Below are 13,495 nucleotides of genomic sequence, written 5' to 3'. Positions count from 1 at the left end.
GCCGCAGGCGGATGATGGGCGACTCGGTATCCCCGAGGTCAGGGAGGCGCGCGATCGCGGGCAACGCTGCCGAACCCGGGCGCACGGTGCTGAGCCGTGCGTTCGCGATCCTGGACTCGTTCCTCGACGGCCGCTCCGAGCAGACGCACGGCGAGATCACCCGGGCCACCGGGTTCGCTCCCGCGACGGTGTACCGGCTGCTCGCGGAGCTGGTCGGCTGGGGTGCGCTCGAACGCACCGGCCGCGGCCGCTACCGCATCGGCCTGCGGCTGTGGCAGCTCGGCTCGCAGGCGCCCGGCGGGCGGGAACTGCGCGACGTCGCCCTGCCGTACCTGCAGGATCTGCTGCAGGTGACGCACGAGGTGGTGCACCTCGTCGTGCTCGACGAAGGCCGCGCCCTGTACCTCGAGAAGCTCGAAGCTCACCCGGACGTGGTGGTCACCTCCCGGGTCGGGAAGCGCTTGCCGTTGCACGCCACCGGGCCCGGCAAGGTGCTGCTCGCCCACGCGCCGACCGGGTGCGTCGACGACGTGGTGGACGCTGGTCTGGACCGCTGCGCGAGCGGCACCATCACCGATCCGGTCCGGCTGCGCGTGGCGCTCGCCGAGATCCGCCGCACCGGGTTCTGCTTGTCGCGCGACGAGATGACCGAAGGGGCGTCGTCGGTCGCCGCGCCCGTGCACGGGCCGGACGACGACGTCATCGCCGCGATTTCCGTCGTCGTGCCGAGCAGCACGCCGAACCTCTCGCCGCTCGTGCCGGTGGTCCGGATGGCGGCACTCGGCGTGTCCCGGGCCCTCCAGTCGGCGTGACTTTTTCCGCTCAGTGAGAGCCGGGCTGGGCGGGCGAGCAGGACGTACCGGACACTCCTGGGCCAGCACCGGCCCCGAGGAGGTTCCTTGCCGACCACCGTCCGAGACGCCGCGTTCGACGTGCTGCGCCGCCACGGCGCCACCACGTTGTTCGCCAACCCCGGTTCGACCGAGATCGCGCTGCTGACCGACCTGCCCGCGGATCTGGAGTTCGTGCTCGCGCTGCACGAGGGCTCGGTCGTCGGGATGGCCACGGGCTGGGCGCTCGCGCACGACCGGCCGTCGGTCGCGATCCTGCACACCACCGCGGGGCTCGGCAACGCGGTCGGTGCGCTCGCGACGGCCCGCGTCAACCGGGCTCCGCTGGTCGTGCTCGTCGGCCAGCAGGACCGCCGCCACCTCGCGCTGGAGCCGTTCCTCGCGGGCCACCGGCTCGACGACGTCGCCGCACCCGCGCCCGTGTGGGTCGGCGAACCGCCGCGGCCGCAGGACGTGCCGGGCGCGCTCGCCCGCGCGTGGCACGAAGCGCGGGATCACCGCGGACCGGCACTGGTGATCGTGCCGATGGACGACTGGCTCGCCCCGGCCGAGCTCGACGAGCCGCTGCCCGCTCCCGCGCGGCTGGTGCGGACCTCCGCCGCCGAGCCCGCGGTCGTCGCCGAACTCGAGGAGTTCTTGGCGGGCGCGGAAAAACCCGTGCTCGTGGTCGGGGCCGGCGCCGACGACGCCGACTCGTGGCACGCACTGGAAGCGCTTGCCGAACGGCTCCGCTGCCCGGTGTGGCAGGAGGCGTTCGGTGCGCGGGCGGGGTTCCCGCAGGACCACCCGCAGTTCGCCGGGCACCTGCCCCCGGGCCGCGCGGAGCTGCGCAAGGTGCTCGCCGGCCACGACGCCGTGCTCGCCGTGGGCGCACCGGTGTTCCGCCAGTACCCGCGGGAACCCGGACGGCTCATCGGCGCGGGGACGCGGGTCGCCGTCGTCACGGACGATCCTGATGAAGCGCACCGCAGCCCCGCCGACCTCGCCGTGCTCGCGCGCCCGGCCGCGGTGTGCGCCCCGCTGGCGCGGCGGTTGCCCCAGCGGCCCGCGCCCGCCGAAGCGCTGGGCCGCACGATCGACCTGCCCGAGCCGCCCGCCGCGGGAGCGCGCCCGGCGCCGGAGCACGTGTTCGCGGCGCTGGCCCGCCGGCTGCCCCGGGAAGCCGTGCTGGTGGAGGAGACGCCGTCGAGCCGGCCGGTGCTGCACGCGCTCGTACCCGCGCGGGCGCCACTCGGTTTTCTCAGCGCTGCCATGGGCGGGCTGGGCTTCGCCGTGCCCGCGGCGATCGGCGTGCGCCTGGCGCGCCCGGACCGTCCGGTGGTCGCGGTCGTCGGCGACGGTTCGTCGCTGTACGCGATCCAGGCGTTGTGGAGCGCGGCCCACTACGGCGTGGGCGTGCTCGTGCTCGTTCTCGCCAACGGCCGCTACGCGATCATGGACCAGCTCGCGGCCCGCCACGGCGAGGCGTCCGCCGGCCCCGGCGCTCCACCGTGGCCCACCTTCGACGAGGTCAGTGTGAGCGGCCTCGCGCGCTCGCTCGGGTGTCCCGCCCGGCGGGTGACGACCACCGAGGAACTGGAGTCCGTTTTGGACGACGTGCTGCCGGCGCTGGCCGGGCGCACCGAACCGCTCGTGCTCGACGTGGCGGTGGCGTCGTGAGCGCCCCACTGCTGGAGCGCGCTCGGTGGCCGGGCCGGATCTTCTCGACCGGCTGGGTTCCCGCTCCGGGCGGCGAGTACGACTCCGTCGAACCGGCGACCGGCCAGGTCCTCGCGCGCGTCGGCGCCGCGTCGGACGCAGACGTGGCGAAGGCGGCCGAATCGGCCGGACGCGCGCAACGGGAGTGGGCGGCGCTGCCGTACGACCACCGCGCGCGGGTGCTGCGCCGCGCGGCGCGGCTGTTCGAGGACCACGGCGACGCGATCGACGAATGGCTCGTGCGCGAATCCGGGGCCACGCGGGCGTTCGCGCGGTTCCAGACCGGCGCGGTCGCGGCCGAAGAGTGCGACGAAGCCGCGGCGCTCGCGGCCCACCCGTACGGCGCGGCCGTGTGCGTCGGCGTGGTGCAGGCGGGCGTGTTCGAAGAAGCGGGGTTACCCGAGGGCCTGCTTCCCCCTGCTGCCGGTGACCGGCAGCGTCGACGCGGGCGCGAAGCTCGCGACCGGTGGCCCGTTCGAAGGACTTTTCCACCAGCCGACGGTGCTCACCGACGTGCCGGTCACCGCGCCGGCGTACGCGCAGGAGATCTTCGGCCCGGTCGTGCCGTCCTCCACAGTGGACGAAGCCGTGGCGCTGGCCCGTGGCACGGAATACAGGCTGTCACCGGGCATCCTGACCCGGGACGCGCCGAAGGGGCTCGCGGACCGGATCCCGGCCGGCTTGGTGCACGTGAACGACCAGACGGTGCACGACGAGGCGCTCGCCCCGTTCGGCGGGGTCGGCGACTCCGACGCGGGCTCGCGGCACGGCGGCGCGCGGGCCGGCGTCGAGGCGTTCACCGAAACGCAGTGGGTCATCGTTCGCGGTGATCTTCCGGAACATCCGTTCTGACGCTAGTGTCCCCAGGTCCCCTCCGATGACGCAGGTGATGACATGACGGTCTCCTCCCCGGCCGACCCCCGGGCCAAGTACGCGCGCTGGGTCGCCCCGTTGTGCTGGACGGCGGTGGCGCTCGAAGGGTTCGACCTCGTGGTGCTGGGTGTGGTGCTACCCGCGCTGCTGAAGATCCCGAGCTGGGGCCTCGACCCCAACACGGCTTCGCTGATCTCCGTGGTCGGGCTCCTCGGCGTGGCCGTGGGCGCGCTCGCCATCGGCCCCGTCAGCGACCTGTTCGGCCGGCGCGGCACGATGCTGCTCACGGTCACGAGCTTCTCGCTGTTCACGCTGCTCTGCGCGGTCGTCGACGGCCCGTGGCTGTTCGGGCTGCTGCGGTTCCTCGCCGGCCTCGGCCTCGGCGGCGTGCTGCCCACCGCGCTCGCCCTGATCACCGAATACGCCCGCGTCGGCCGCGGCGGCAGCGCGACCACGGTGCTGATGACGGGCTACCACGTCGGCGCCGTCCTCACGGCGCTGCTGGGCATCCTCGTCGTCGAACAGTTCGGCTGGCAGTGGATGTTCGTCATCGGCGCGGCGCCGGCGGTGATCCTGGTGCCGCTCATGGTGAAGTTCCTGCCGGAGTCGTCGGCGTTCCTGGCCGCCCGCCGCAACCCGGCGTCGTCCCGGGTGGCGCGGGCCCCGCGGGACCGCAACCCGGTCGCCGTCCTCTTCCGCCACGGCTACACCCGCGCGACGATCGCCTTCTGGGTCACGTCGTTCATGGGTTTGCTCCTGGTGTACGGCCTGAACACCTGGCTGCCCCAGATCATGCGCGAGGCGGGCTACGAACTGGGCGCGGCGCTGGCCCTGCTGCTGGTGCTCAACGTGGGCGCCGTCATCGGCCTCCTCATCGGCGGCCGCGTCGCCGACCGCATCGGTTACCGGCGCTCCACCATCACGTGGTTCACGGTGGCCGCGGTGTTCCTCGCGCTGCTGAGCATCAAACTGCCGGGCTTCAGCGTGTACGTCGGCGTGCTGCTCGCGGGGATCTTCACGTTCAGCGCTCAGGTGCTCGTGTACGTCTACGTCGCCCGCGTGTACCCGGCGTCGGCCCGCGGCACCGCCCTGGGCGCCGCCAGCGGCATCGGCCGCTTCGGCGCCATCTCCGGCCCGCTGGTGACCGGCTTCCTGCTCACCGCGGGCATCGCCTACCCGTGGGGCTTCTACCTGTTCGCCGTCGTCGCCGCGATCGGCGCAGTCGCCATCACCCTCGTCAACCGCGACCCCGCGCCGGACGCACCACTGGAGACGGTCGCGGACGAGACACCGGCAGCGCCGGCCGAGTAGTTTTTGCGCCCGGTCACCGGGTTTTCCGCCCGGTGGCCGCGCCGCTCGGCTGCTCAGCGCGCTCCGGCCGGCCGGATCCGGATGTGCCAGACCTCTTCCGTCGCACCGCATTCGCCGTCCTCGGCGGACCGGCTGGCCGTGCGGCCCGCCCTGAGGCGGCGGGCGCCGGCGTGGCACAGCGCGCCCTCGGGTACACGACGACCAGCCGAGGACCCGGCATAATCACGACCATGGACCAGCTCCGCCTCCGCGCCGCCGAGCCTGATGAGGCGGCGGCCATCACCGAGCTCGCCCGGCGGTCGAAGGCGTACTGGGGCTACAGCCGGGAGTTCCTGGACCGCGTGCGTGACGAGCTCACCGTGCACGCCCACCAGATCCGGGCCGGCACCGTCGTGGTGGCTGCGGACGGAGCGACCCTGCTCGGGTATTACCGGCTCGACGGCGCGCCGCCGGACGGAGAGCTGGCCGACCTCTTCGTCGAGCCCGGTGCGATCGGCACGGGGCTCGGCCGTCGGCTGTGGGACGACGCCGTCGCCCAGGCGCGGCAACGAGGATTTCGCTCCCTGGAGCTCGAAGCCGATCCGAACGCCGAAGCTTTCTACCGCCACGTGGGCGCCAGGAAGACCGGCGAGCGGCAAGTGGCCTCGGGCCGGACGCTCCCGGTCCTGCGGATCGACGTGTGACTAACCCTGCTGCGATCGCCCGTACGCCACCAGCCGTTCGCCGGTCGTGCGGATGTGGCGTTCGACGGCCGCCCGCGCGCCCTTCGCGTCGCCCACGCCGACGAGGTCCAGGATTTCCACGTGTTCCGCGCCGGCTTCCTCGGGGCGGTGCAGGCCGCCACCGGTGCCCCACATGCGGACGTAGCGTTCGGCGCGGGACTTGAGCTGCGCGACGAGTTCGAGGGCCGTCACGTCGTGTGCGTATTCGTTCATGGTGCGGTGGAACTTGCCGTTGAGCCGCAGCCATTCCTCGTGGTCGTCCTCGCCGCGCATGGCCTTCTCGGCGGCGCGCAGCTCCTTCACGACGCCGACGGGGATGTTCGGCACGGCGCGCTCCAGGAGGTACCCCTCGATCAGCGCGCGGTTGTCGTAGATCTCGCTGATGCGCTCCAGCGACAGCCCGCGCACCACGGCGATGTGGTGCGCGCGCAGTTCGATGAGCCCCTCGGCGAGGAGCTGCCGCATCGCCTCCCGCACGGGCACGCGCGAGATTTCGAAGTGGTCGGCGATCGCCGCCTGCTTGAGGACCGCTCCGTCGGCCAGCGAACCGCTCTGGATCGCGTTGCGGAGGCTGTCGGCGATGAAGTCGGCCGCGATGCGCCGGCCGGGCTCGAACGACTCGAGCTTGAGCATCGTCAGATCGGTGCTGGTCACCAGGAATTCCCTGTTGGTCGTAGGAAGCGGTCGAGAGCTGGTTGCCGACCCTCGGAGCTTACTGTATTCAGTTTACGGTCACCGGGACGCTTGCGGCGCCGCCGGGTCGGTGACGGCCGCGGCGGCACGGGAGCGCCGGACGGCCCGCACCGTGCACAGGCCGGTCGCCAGCGCGACACACGCGCCCGAGAGCAGGAACGCCCACACGTATGACTGCGCAGCCGGCAGCCCGCCGGGCAGCGGGTGCACCGCGAACAGGACCCCGACGATCGCGCTGCCGAGCGAATTGCCCACGGCGTACAGCACGGTCGCGACGGTGAGCGCGGTCCCGGACCGGCGCGCCGGCGCGTCCGCGAGCAGCATCACCTGCGCCGCCGCGATGCCCATCGTGTTGCCGAACGCGTACACGGCGAGCGCGATCATCATCGGCACCGGGATCGTGTGGAACGCCGCGAGCGCCAGGTACGACACCGTGCAGCCCAGCACCGCGATCGCCGTGGTCGCGACGAACCCGAGCCGGCGGCCGAGCCGGCGCAGCAGGAACGCGCCGACGAGCCCGCCGAGCGCCGTCGGGATCGCGAACAAGGTGACCTGCAGCGGGGTGAACCCGAAGCCGTACCCGGCCTTCGGCGGCGTCTGCGCGAAGCGGGTGACGGCGGAGATCGCGCCGTAGATGCCGAACGCGATCAGCAGGACGACCACGTTGGGCAGCCACACCGTGGGCAGGGTGAGCACGCGGACGTCGATCAGCGGGTGCCGCGTGCGCCGCTCGACGACCCAGAACACGCCGAGCAGCACGACCGCCGCGGCGAACAGGCCGAGCACGGCCCCGGAGCCCCAGCCCCACGCCGGCCCCTTGGAGATCGCGAGCAGCAGGCAGACGAGGCTCACGGCGAGCAGCGCACCGCCCGGCACGTCGAAGCTGCCGTGCCCGCGCTCGCCGCTTTCGCGGACGAACAGCAGAGTCCCGATCAGGCCCAGCGCCACCACGACACCCGCGACGTGGAAGTACGCGTGGAAGCTCGGGTCGAACGCACCGATCAGCCCGCCGAGCAGCAGCCCGCCGCCGACGCCGACGGTGTTGCCCGCGTGGATGGTGGCGATCGTGCCCTGCGCGCGGGCGGGGCTCATCGTGTCGCTCGCCAGCGAGGCGGGCAGCGCGAGCATCGGCGCCTGCGCGCCCATCAGCACGCGCCCGACGAGCAGCAGCGCGACGCTGTCGGTGACCATCCCGATCACCGCGCCCACGAGCACCAGCGACAGCGCGACGACGATGATCCGCCGCTTGCCGTGCAGGTCGGCCAGCCGCGTCAGCACGGGGATGGCGACGGCCCCGCCCAGCAGCTCGGCCGTGAGCAGCCACGACACCTCGGCGGCGCCCAGGTGCAGCTGCTGCCCGAGGTGCGGCAGCAACGGCACGATGCCGACCTGGAGGAACAGCACGGTGAAGCTCAGGAACGTCAGCACCGCGACGGCGAGGCGGCCGTTGCCGGTGCGGGCGGGGGAAACCGGGGAGAGGGGAGTGGTCATCAGGCTCTCCCGGGGAGAGCGAGAGAGGAAGTGGCGACTGTAGACATTGTGCCTCCGCGGTTCTCACGAGGTGGCCTCGAGACGGACGGACAGCCGGGCGAGCGCTGCGGCTCGACGTGTGTTGCAGAGGTGTATACACCTCGTCGGCGCGTTCGCCAAGCCCGGTGGACAGCGGTAACCGACCGGCTTTCTTCCGTGACCCCAACGCTCGGCCGCGGATTTCGCGACAGTGCGACCCTCGACCCGGGCAAGCGGTCACCGCGTGAAAGGTGCTGCCGTCGCGCGCGCGGTGTTGCCGTACTTCGCCGGCATAGTGTAGACAGTTGCCAGTTAAGGAGGTTCCATGACGCGTGTCCTTACGCAGGACCGGGTTCGAGCCCGGTTGCGCGACACCGTGGATCCCGAGCGCGGCCGGATCCCGATGTTCGTCTACTCCGATCCCGATGTCTACGAGCTCGAACTGCAGACGGTGTTCCGCGACGCGTGGCTGTTCGTCGCGCACGTCTCCGAACTGCCCGAGGCGGGCTCGTTCGTGGTGCGGGACATGGGGGAGGAGTCGGTGATCGTCGCGCGCGGCGACGACGAGACCGTGCGGGTGTTCCTCAACTCGTGCCGGCACCGGGGCATGCGCCTGGCGTGCGAGGACTTCGGGACCACGAACAGGTGGCGCTGCCCGTACCACGGCTTCACCTACGGCAGCAAAGGCGAGTTCCTCGGCACCCTGATCGGCGCGCCCTACGAGCGCATCGCCTACCCGGGCGGGCTCGACCGCGACGCGCTGCACCTGATCGAAGCGAAGGTCGGCGTCCACCAGGGCCTGGTGTTCGCCACGTGGGCGAAGGAACCCGAAGACCTGCGCGGCTACCTGGGCGACCTCGCCTGGTACCTCGACCTCGTCGTCGGGCGGGCCGAGCTGGAGGTGGTCGGCGTCCCGCAGAAGTGGATGGTCCCGACCGGCTGGAAGCTCCCGTCGGAGAACTTCACCGCCGACGCCTACCACACCGCCACCGCGCACTCCTTCACCGCGCGGCTCGGCCTGACCAAGGGGGTGGACTTCGGCCGCGACGGCTACCACGTCGATCCCGGCGGCGGGCACGGCCTGGGCATCGGCGTCCACGACGAGGCCGAGGGCTCGTACTTCCCGCCGGAACTGGCCGACGAGTACGCGGCGCGTCTCGACCCGGACCAGCTCGCCTTGCTCAAGCGGATCAAGAACACCCACGGGAACGTCTTCCCGAACCTCTCCTTCCTGATCCCGAACTTCATCGAGATCGACGGCCGCCGCGTGACCGGCATGATGCTGCGGCTGTGGCAGCCCTGCGGTCCCGACAAGGTCCAGGTGTGGTCCTGGCACCTGGTCGAGAAGAACGCGCCGCGGTGGTGGAAGGACCTCGGCCGCAAGATGTACACGCAGACGTTCGGCGCCTCGGGCATGTTCGACCAGGACGACACCGAGAACTGGGAAGCCCAGACGCGCAACGCCAACGCCGCGCTCACCCGCAGCGAAGAGGTGTACCTGCACTACGAGATGGGCCTCGACATCGAACCGCTGAAGGACTTCCCCGGCCCGGGCGCGGTCTACGACGGCAAGTTCAGCGAGGCCGCCGGGCGCAGCTTCTACCGCACCTGGCTCGACCACCTGAGCGGAGCTGAGCGGGCATGACCGGACTCGCCCCGCGCGTGGCGCTGGAGGTGCGGCTGGCCGTCCACGACTTCCTCGTCGACGAAGCCGCGCTGCTGGATCACGGCCGCTTCGAGGAGTGGCTCGCGCTGTTCACCGACGACGTCGAGTACACGGCCCCGATCCGCGTCACCCGCAAGACCGGAAACCCCGGCGTCGTCGAGGACATCGGCTGGTTCGATGACAACCGCGCGTCGCTCGGGCTGCGCGTGCGGCGCCTGGCCACCGACGTGGCCTGGGCCGAGGACCCGCCGTCGATGACCCGCCGGTTCGTCACCAACATCCGCATCGTGCCCGCCGAAGACGGCTACGTGGTGACCAGCAACCTGATGCTGTTCCGCAGCCGCGGTGACGGTGGGACGTACGACCTCGTCGTGGGCGAGCGGACCGACGTGCTGCGTGAAGTGGACGGAGACCTCAAGATCAGCCGGCGCCGGATCCTGCTGGACCAGGCGTCGCTCGGCACGAAGAACCTGGGTGTGTTCCTATGAGCGAGATTTCGACCGACCAGACCCGCTGCCAGGGTTACGGCAACTGCGCCGCCGCGGCGCCCGAGGTGTTCGACCTCGGCGACACCGGCGTCGTCGAGGTGCTGAAGCAGAACCCGGACGGCCCGGAACTGGAGCGGGCGCGGGAAGCGGCCACGTTGTGCCCGGTGCAGGCGATCACCGTCGGCTGACGCCCGACGACGAAGGGCCCGGGACGCGCGTCCCGGGCCCCCTTCGCGTTCACAGGTCGACGGCGAGGTACTGCGGCTCCAGGAACTCGTGGATGCCGTGGAACCCGCCTTCGCGCCCCAGGCCCGACTGCTTCGTGCCGCCGAACGCCGCGGCCGGATCCGAAGCGACGCCGCGGTTCACGGCCACCATGCCGGAGTCCATTCGCCGTCCGACGCGCAGGGCTTCGGTGACCGTGCCGCCGACGACGTAGGAGATGAGGCCGTACTCGGTGTCGTTGGCCATCCGCACGGCGTCGGCTTCGTCCTCGAAGGTGATGATCGGCGCGATGGGACCGAAGATCTCCTCGCGGGTGATCGTGGTGCCGTGCTCCACCCCGGTGAGCACGGCCGGGGCGACGAACGCGCCGCCCACCGGCGCGGTGCCGGCGGCGTACACGCTGGCCCCGTCGCCCTCGGCGGCCGCGACGAGGCCGGTGATCTTGTCCCGTTCGGCCGTGCTGACCATCGCGCCGAGGTCGTTGCCGCGGTCGGTGCCGGGGCCGACGGCCAGCTTGCCCAGCGCCTGGCCGAGCGTGGCGGCGAACGCGTCGGCCAGCGAAGCGTGGACGTAGAAGCGGTTGGCCGCGGTGCAGGCGGCGCCGCCGTTGCGCATCTTGGCGATCATCGCGACCTCGACCGCGGTGTCCACATCGGAGCCTTCGAGGACCAGGAACGGCGCGTTGCCCCCGAGTTCCATCGACGGCGACACGATGCGGTCCGCGGCCTCGTGCAGCAGGATCCGGCCCACCGCCGTCGACCCGGTGAACGACAGCTTCCGCACGCGCTCGTCCGCCAGCATCGCCTTGACGACTTCGCCGGCGTTCGTCGTGGTGACCACGTTGACCACCCCGGCGGGCACTCCCGCGCGGCGCAGGACGTCGGCCACCAGCAGGGCGGTGAGCGGCGTTTCGGCGGCGGGCTTGAGCACGACGGTGCAGCCGGCCGCGAGCGCGGGCGCGATCTTGCGCGTGGCCATGGCGGCGGGGAAGTTCCACGGTGTGACCAGCACCGAGACCCCGATCGGCCGGTGGTCCAGCACGATGGTCTTGTCGGCCGCGGGGGAGCGGCGGAAGTCGCCGGGGACGCGGGCCGCCTCCTCGGAGAACCAGCGGAAGAACTCGGCCGCGTAGGCGGTTTCGCCGGCCGCGTCGGCCCACGCCTTGCCGTTCTCGAGCACGATGGCCCGCGTGATCGTCTCGGCTTCGGCGGTCATGATCTCCCACGCGCGACGCAGGATTTCCGCGCGCTGCCGCGGCGCCGTGGCCGACCACGACGGCAGGGCGTCGTGGGCCGCGGTGACGGCGGCGAGGCCGGCCGCGACGCCGGCGTCCGCGACCTTCGCGAGCACCTCGCCGGTCGCGGGGTCGACCACGGGGAAGCGGTCGGGCGCCGGCTCCCAGGCGCCGTTGACGAACAGGTCGGACGGATGCGGTGAGGTCACCGGGGGCTCCTTACGGGGTGGGTCAGCCGGCGACGAGCGAACGCCCGCCGTCGAGCCGGAGGATCTCGCCGGTCAGCGCGCCGGCGGCGGGATCGGCCAGCAGCCGCACGTAGTGCGCGACCTGGCCGGGGGTGAGCAGGACACCGAGCGGGTTGCCGCCGCGGATGCGGTCTTCGCGGGTGGCGGCGGAATCGTCGTCCCACAGCGCCTGGCCGTGCTCGACGCGCAGGCCCGTGCGCACGCCACCGGGTGCGACGCCGTTGACGCGGACGTCGGGCGCGAGGGCGCGGGCCGCCCACTTCAGCACGCCGAGGTCAGCGTGTTTCGAGGCGGTGTAAGCGATTCCGGCGCCGTTGCCGCCGGAGAGGAAGCTCGCGTCGGACAGCACGAAGACCACGCAGCCCGCGGCGGCGCGCAGGGCCGGGGCGGCGGCCGCGAGGGTGAGGACGTAGCCCTTGACGTTGATCGAGGTCACCGCGTCCAGGAGTTGCGCGAGGTCGGCGAGTTCCGTGTCCAGGCCCGCGCCGCCGTCGTGCACGCCGGCGGCGAGCACGAGCACGTCGAGCCGGCCCTGGGGTGCGGCGGTGGCGACCGCGCGCCGGACCGCGTCCGGCTCGCGCACGTCGCCGGTCACGGACGTGATCCGCTGGTCCGGTCCGCGTTCCCGGTCGAGACCGGTGACCGCGGCACCGGCCGTGGCGAAGGATTCCGCGATGGCGGCGCCGATCCCGCCGGCCGCGCCGGTGACCAGCACCCGGGTGCCGGCCTCACCCACGGCGGCCTGCTCGCACGCTCGGCCTGTTCGACGTTCGGGACATGCACCACTCCTCATGACCTTGACGGGTGATGCAGCCACCATAGTATAAAGGTGGCAACTGTCTACAGTTGCAACTTTGGAGGGCCGGTGCCGGTTCCGCCGACGAGCTCCGTTCCCCACCGAGCCGGGGCGCACCCCGCACACCGTGCTCGGTTCACCTGCCCCGACAACCGAGAGGTCTGCCATGCCTGACTACACCCGTGCCGACGTCAAGGCGCGAGCGCGCGAGCAGTGGAGGGGCGCCTGCAACGTCACGCTGCCCTCGTTCACCGCCGACTTCTCTTCGCTCAACGAAGAGGGGATCCGCCACGACGTCCGCCGCGCCGCGGAGCTCGGGTTCTGGGGCACGCTCGTCGCCAGTGAGTGCGGCACGACCGATGAGGAGTACCTGCGGTTCCTCGAAGTCGCGCTCGAGGCCGCGCCGGCCGGGTTTCGGATCGTGTCGCACCTGAGCTTCGACACCACCGAGCAGATCGTCCGCGTCGCGCGGCGCTCGTACGAAATGGGCGCGGAGGCCGCGCTGCTGTCGTACCCGCCGTCGTTCGTGCCGGCCACTCCGCAGGAGATCGCCGACTGGACCGCCGACGTGGCGCAGGCCTCCGACGTCGCGCTGATCATGTTCGCCGTGATGACGTGGGGGTTCAAGCGGCTGGACCCGAGCGGGTTCCCTAAGTCGGCGCTCGAGCGGATCGTCGGCCTCGACACGGCCGCGGCGCTGAAGTTCGAGATCGGCGGCCCGGCCACGATGACCGCGTTCTCCGACGCCCTGCACTCCTACGGCGACCGCATCCTGGTCGAGAACCCGATGGAGCAGTACCTCCCGGTGCAGTTCCGCGACTTCGGCGTCCGCTGGATCGGCACCAGCGCGTACGAGAGCTTCGGCGGCCGGGTGCCGGAGATCTTCCGGCTGCTCGAAGCGGGCGAGAACGACAAGGCGCTGGAGGTGTTCTGGAGCTACCAGGCCGGCCGGGAGGCCAAGGGCGCGTTCCACGCGAGCTTCGCGGGCGCCGGGCTGATCCACCGCGTGGGCTGGAAGTACCTGGGCTGGCTCAACGGGTTCAACGGCGGCCTGCTGCGCATGCCGCAGATGCGGCTCAACCCCGGCCAGATGAAGAGCCTGCGCGCGGGCCTCGCCGGCAGCGGGTTCGACCTGCCGGCCGACGACGCCGCGTTCTACGCCGGCCGGGTCGGCTGAGTCC

Annotated in this window: 12 protein-coding genes and 1 pseudogene; 9 read left to right on the top strand and 4 right to left on the bottom strand. The window is 72.2% G+C overall.

What is annotated here, in order from left to right:
* Nucleotides 1–14: 14 nt before the first annotated feature.
* From ACIA77_RS41120 to ACIA77_RS41100, 5 genes and pseudogenes are all read left to right on the top strand, one after another.
* Nucleotides 15–812, top strand: a complete 798-nt coding sequence (locus ACIA77_RS41120) for an IclR family transcriptional regulator (RefSeq protein ID WP_395891563.1) — start codon at nucleotides 15–17, stop codon at nucleotides 810–812.
* Nucleotides 813–899: 87 nt separating this feature from the next.
* A complete protein-coding gene (locus tag ACIA77_RS41115; protein ID WP_395891562.1) occupies nucleotides 900–2,510 on the top strand; it encodes a thiamine pyrophosphate-dependent enzyme in 1,611 nt (536 codons plus the stop codon).
* Between the two features lie 8 nt (nucleotides 2,511–2,518).
* Nucleotides 2,519–3,401, top strand: a pseudogene (locus ACIA77_RS41110) (aldehyde dehydrogenase family protein).
* A gap of 42 nt (nucleotides 3,402–3,443) precedes the next feature.
* Complete coding sequence (locus ACIA77_RS41105; RefSeq protein ID WP_395891561.1) at nucleotides 3,444–4,733, top strand: MFS transporter; 1,290 nt, start codon at nucleotides 3,444–3,446, stop codon at nucleotides 4,731–4,733.
* Nucleotides 4,734–4,963: 230 nt separating this feature from the next.
* Nucleotides 4,964–5,416 (top strand): GNAT family N-acetyltransferase, encoded by a 453-nt coding sequence (locus tag ACIA77_RS41100; RefSeq protein WP_395891560.1) that lies wholly within the window; start codon nucleotides 4,964–4,966, stop codon nucleotides 5,414–5,416.
* Here ACIA77_RS41100 and ACIA77_RS41095 read toward each other — a convergent pair whose 3' ends face one another.
* Complete coding sequence (locus tag ACIA77_RS41095; protein ID WP_395891559.1) at nucleotides 5,417–6,109, bottom strand: GntR family transcriptional regulator; 693 nt, start codon at nucleotides 6,107–6,109, stop codon at nucleotides 5,417–5,419.
* Between the two features lie 78 nt (nucleotides 6,110–6,187).
* The gene (locus ACIA77_RS41090) at nucleotides 6,188–7,639 is read right to left on the bottom strand and encodes an MFS transporter (RefSeq protein WP_395891558.1); all 1,452 of its coding nucleotides are present in this window, start codon (nucleotides 7,637–7,639) and stop codon (nucleotides 6,188–6,190) included.
* Nucleotides 7,640–7,982: 343 nt separating this feature from the next.
* Between ACIA77_RS41090 and ACIA77_RS41085 the strand changes: the two genes are divergently transcribed.
* The 3 genes from ACIA77_RS41085 to ACIA77_RS41075 are packed head-to-tail and all read left to right on the top strand — an operon-like array spanning nucleotide 7,983 to nucleotide 9,999.
* Complete coding sequence (locus ACIA77_RS41085; protein ID WP_395891557.1) at nucleotides 7,983–9,302, top strand: Rieske 2Fe-2S domain-containing protein; 1,320 nt, start codon at nucleotides 7,983–7,985, stop codon at nucleotides 9,300–9,302.
* Nucleotides 9,299–9,811, top strand: a complete 513-nt coding sequence (locus ACIA77_RS41080) for an aromatic-ring-hydroxylating dioxygenase subunit beta (RefSeq protein WP_395891556.1) — start codon at nucleotides 9,299–9,301, stop codon at nucleotides 9,809–9,811. The genes ACIA77_RS41085 and ACIA77_RS41080 overlap by 4 nt, the downstream gene beginning before the upstream one ends.
* Nucleotides 9,808–9,999 (top strand): ferredoxin, encoded by a 192-nt coding sequence (locus ACIA77_RS41075; RefSeq protein ID WP_395891555.1) that lies wholly within the window; start codon nucleotides 9,808–9,810, stop codon nucleotides 9,997–9,999. The genes ACIA77_RS41080 and ACIA77_RS41075 overlap by 4 nt, the downstream gene beginning before the upstream one ends.
* 49 nt (nucleotides 10,000–10,048) lie before the next feature.
* Here the strand turns inward: ACIA77_RS41075 and ACIA77_RS41070 are convergent, their stop codons facing one another.
* Both ACIA77_RS41070 and ACIA77_RS41065 read right to left on the bottom strand, forming a co-directional pair.
* Nucleotides 10,049–11,479 (bottom strand): NAD-dependent succinate-semialdehyde dehydrogenase, encoded by a 1,431-nt coding sequence (locus tag ACIA77_RS41070; RefSeq protein ID WP_395891554.1) that lies wholly within the window; start codon nucleotides 11,477–11,479, stop codon nucleotides 10,049–10,051.
* A 22-nt stretch (nucleotides 11,480–11,501) separates the two neighbouring features.
* Nucleotides 11,502–12,254, bottom strand: a complete 753-nt coding sequence (locus ACIA77_RS41065) for an SDR family oxidoreductase (RefSeq protein WP_395891553.1) — start codon at nucleotides 12,252–12,254, stop codon at nucleotides 11,502–11,504.
* A 226-nt stretch (nucleotides 12,255–12,480) separates the two neighbouring features.
* Here ACIA77_RS41065 and ACIA77_RS41060 point away from each other — a divergent pair, with 226 nt between their 5' ends.
* Nucleotides 12,481–13,491, top strand: coding sequence for a dihydrodipicolinate synthase family protein (locus ACIA77_RS41060; protein WP_395891552.1), 1,011 nt, complete (start codon nucleotides 12,481–12,483; stop codon nucleotides 13,489–13,491).
* Nucleotides 13,492–13,495 lie beyond the last annotated feature (4 nt).

Origin of the sequence: Amycolatopsis sp. NPDC051903, from assembly GCF_044452505.1 — a bacterium.
Taxonomy (GTDB): Bacteria; Actinomycetota; Actinomycetes; order Mycobacteriales; family Pseudonocardiaceae; genus Amycolatopsis.
Note: the sequence above shows the minus strand (reverse complement) of the source record. Positions and strands in the feature narration are given on the sequence as shown.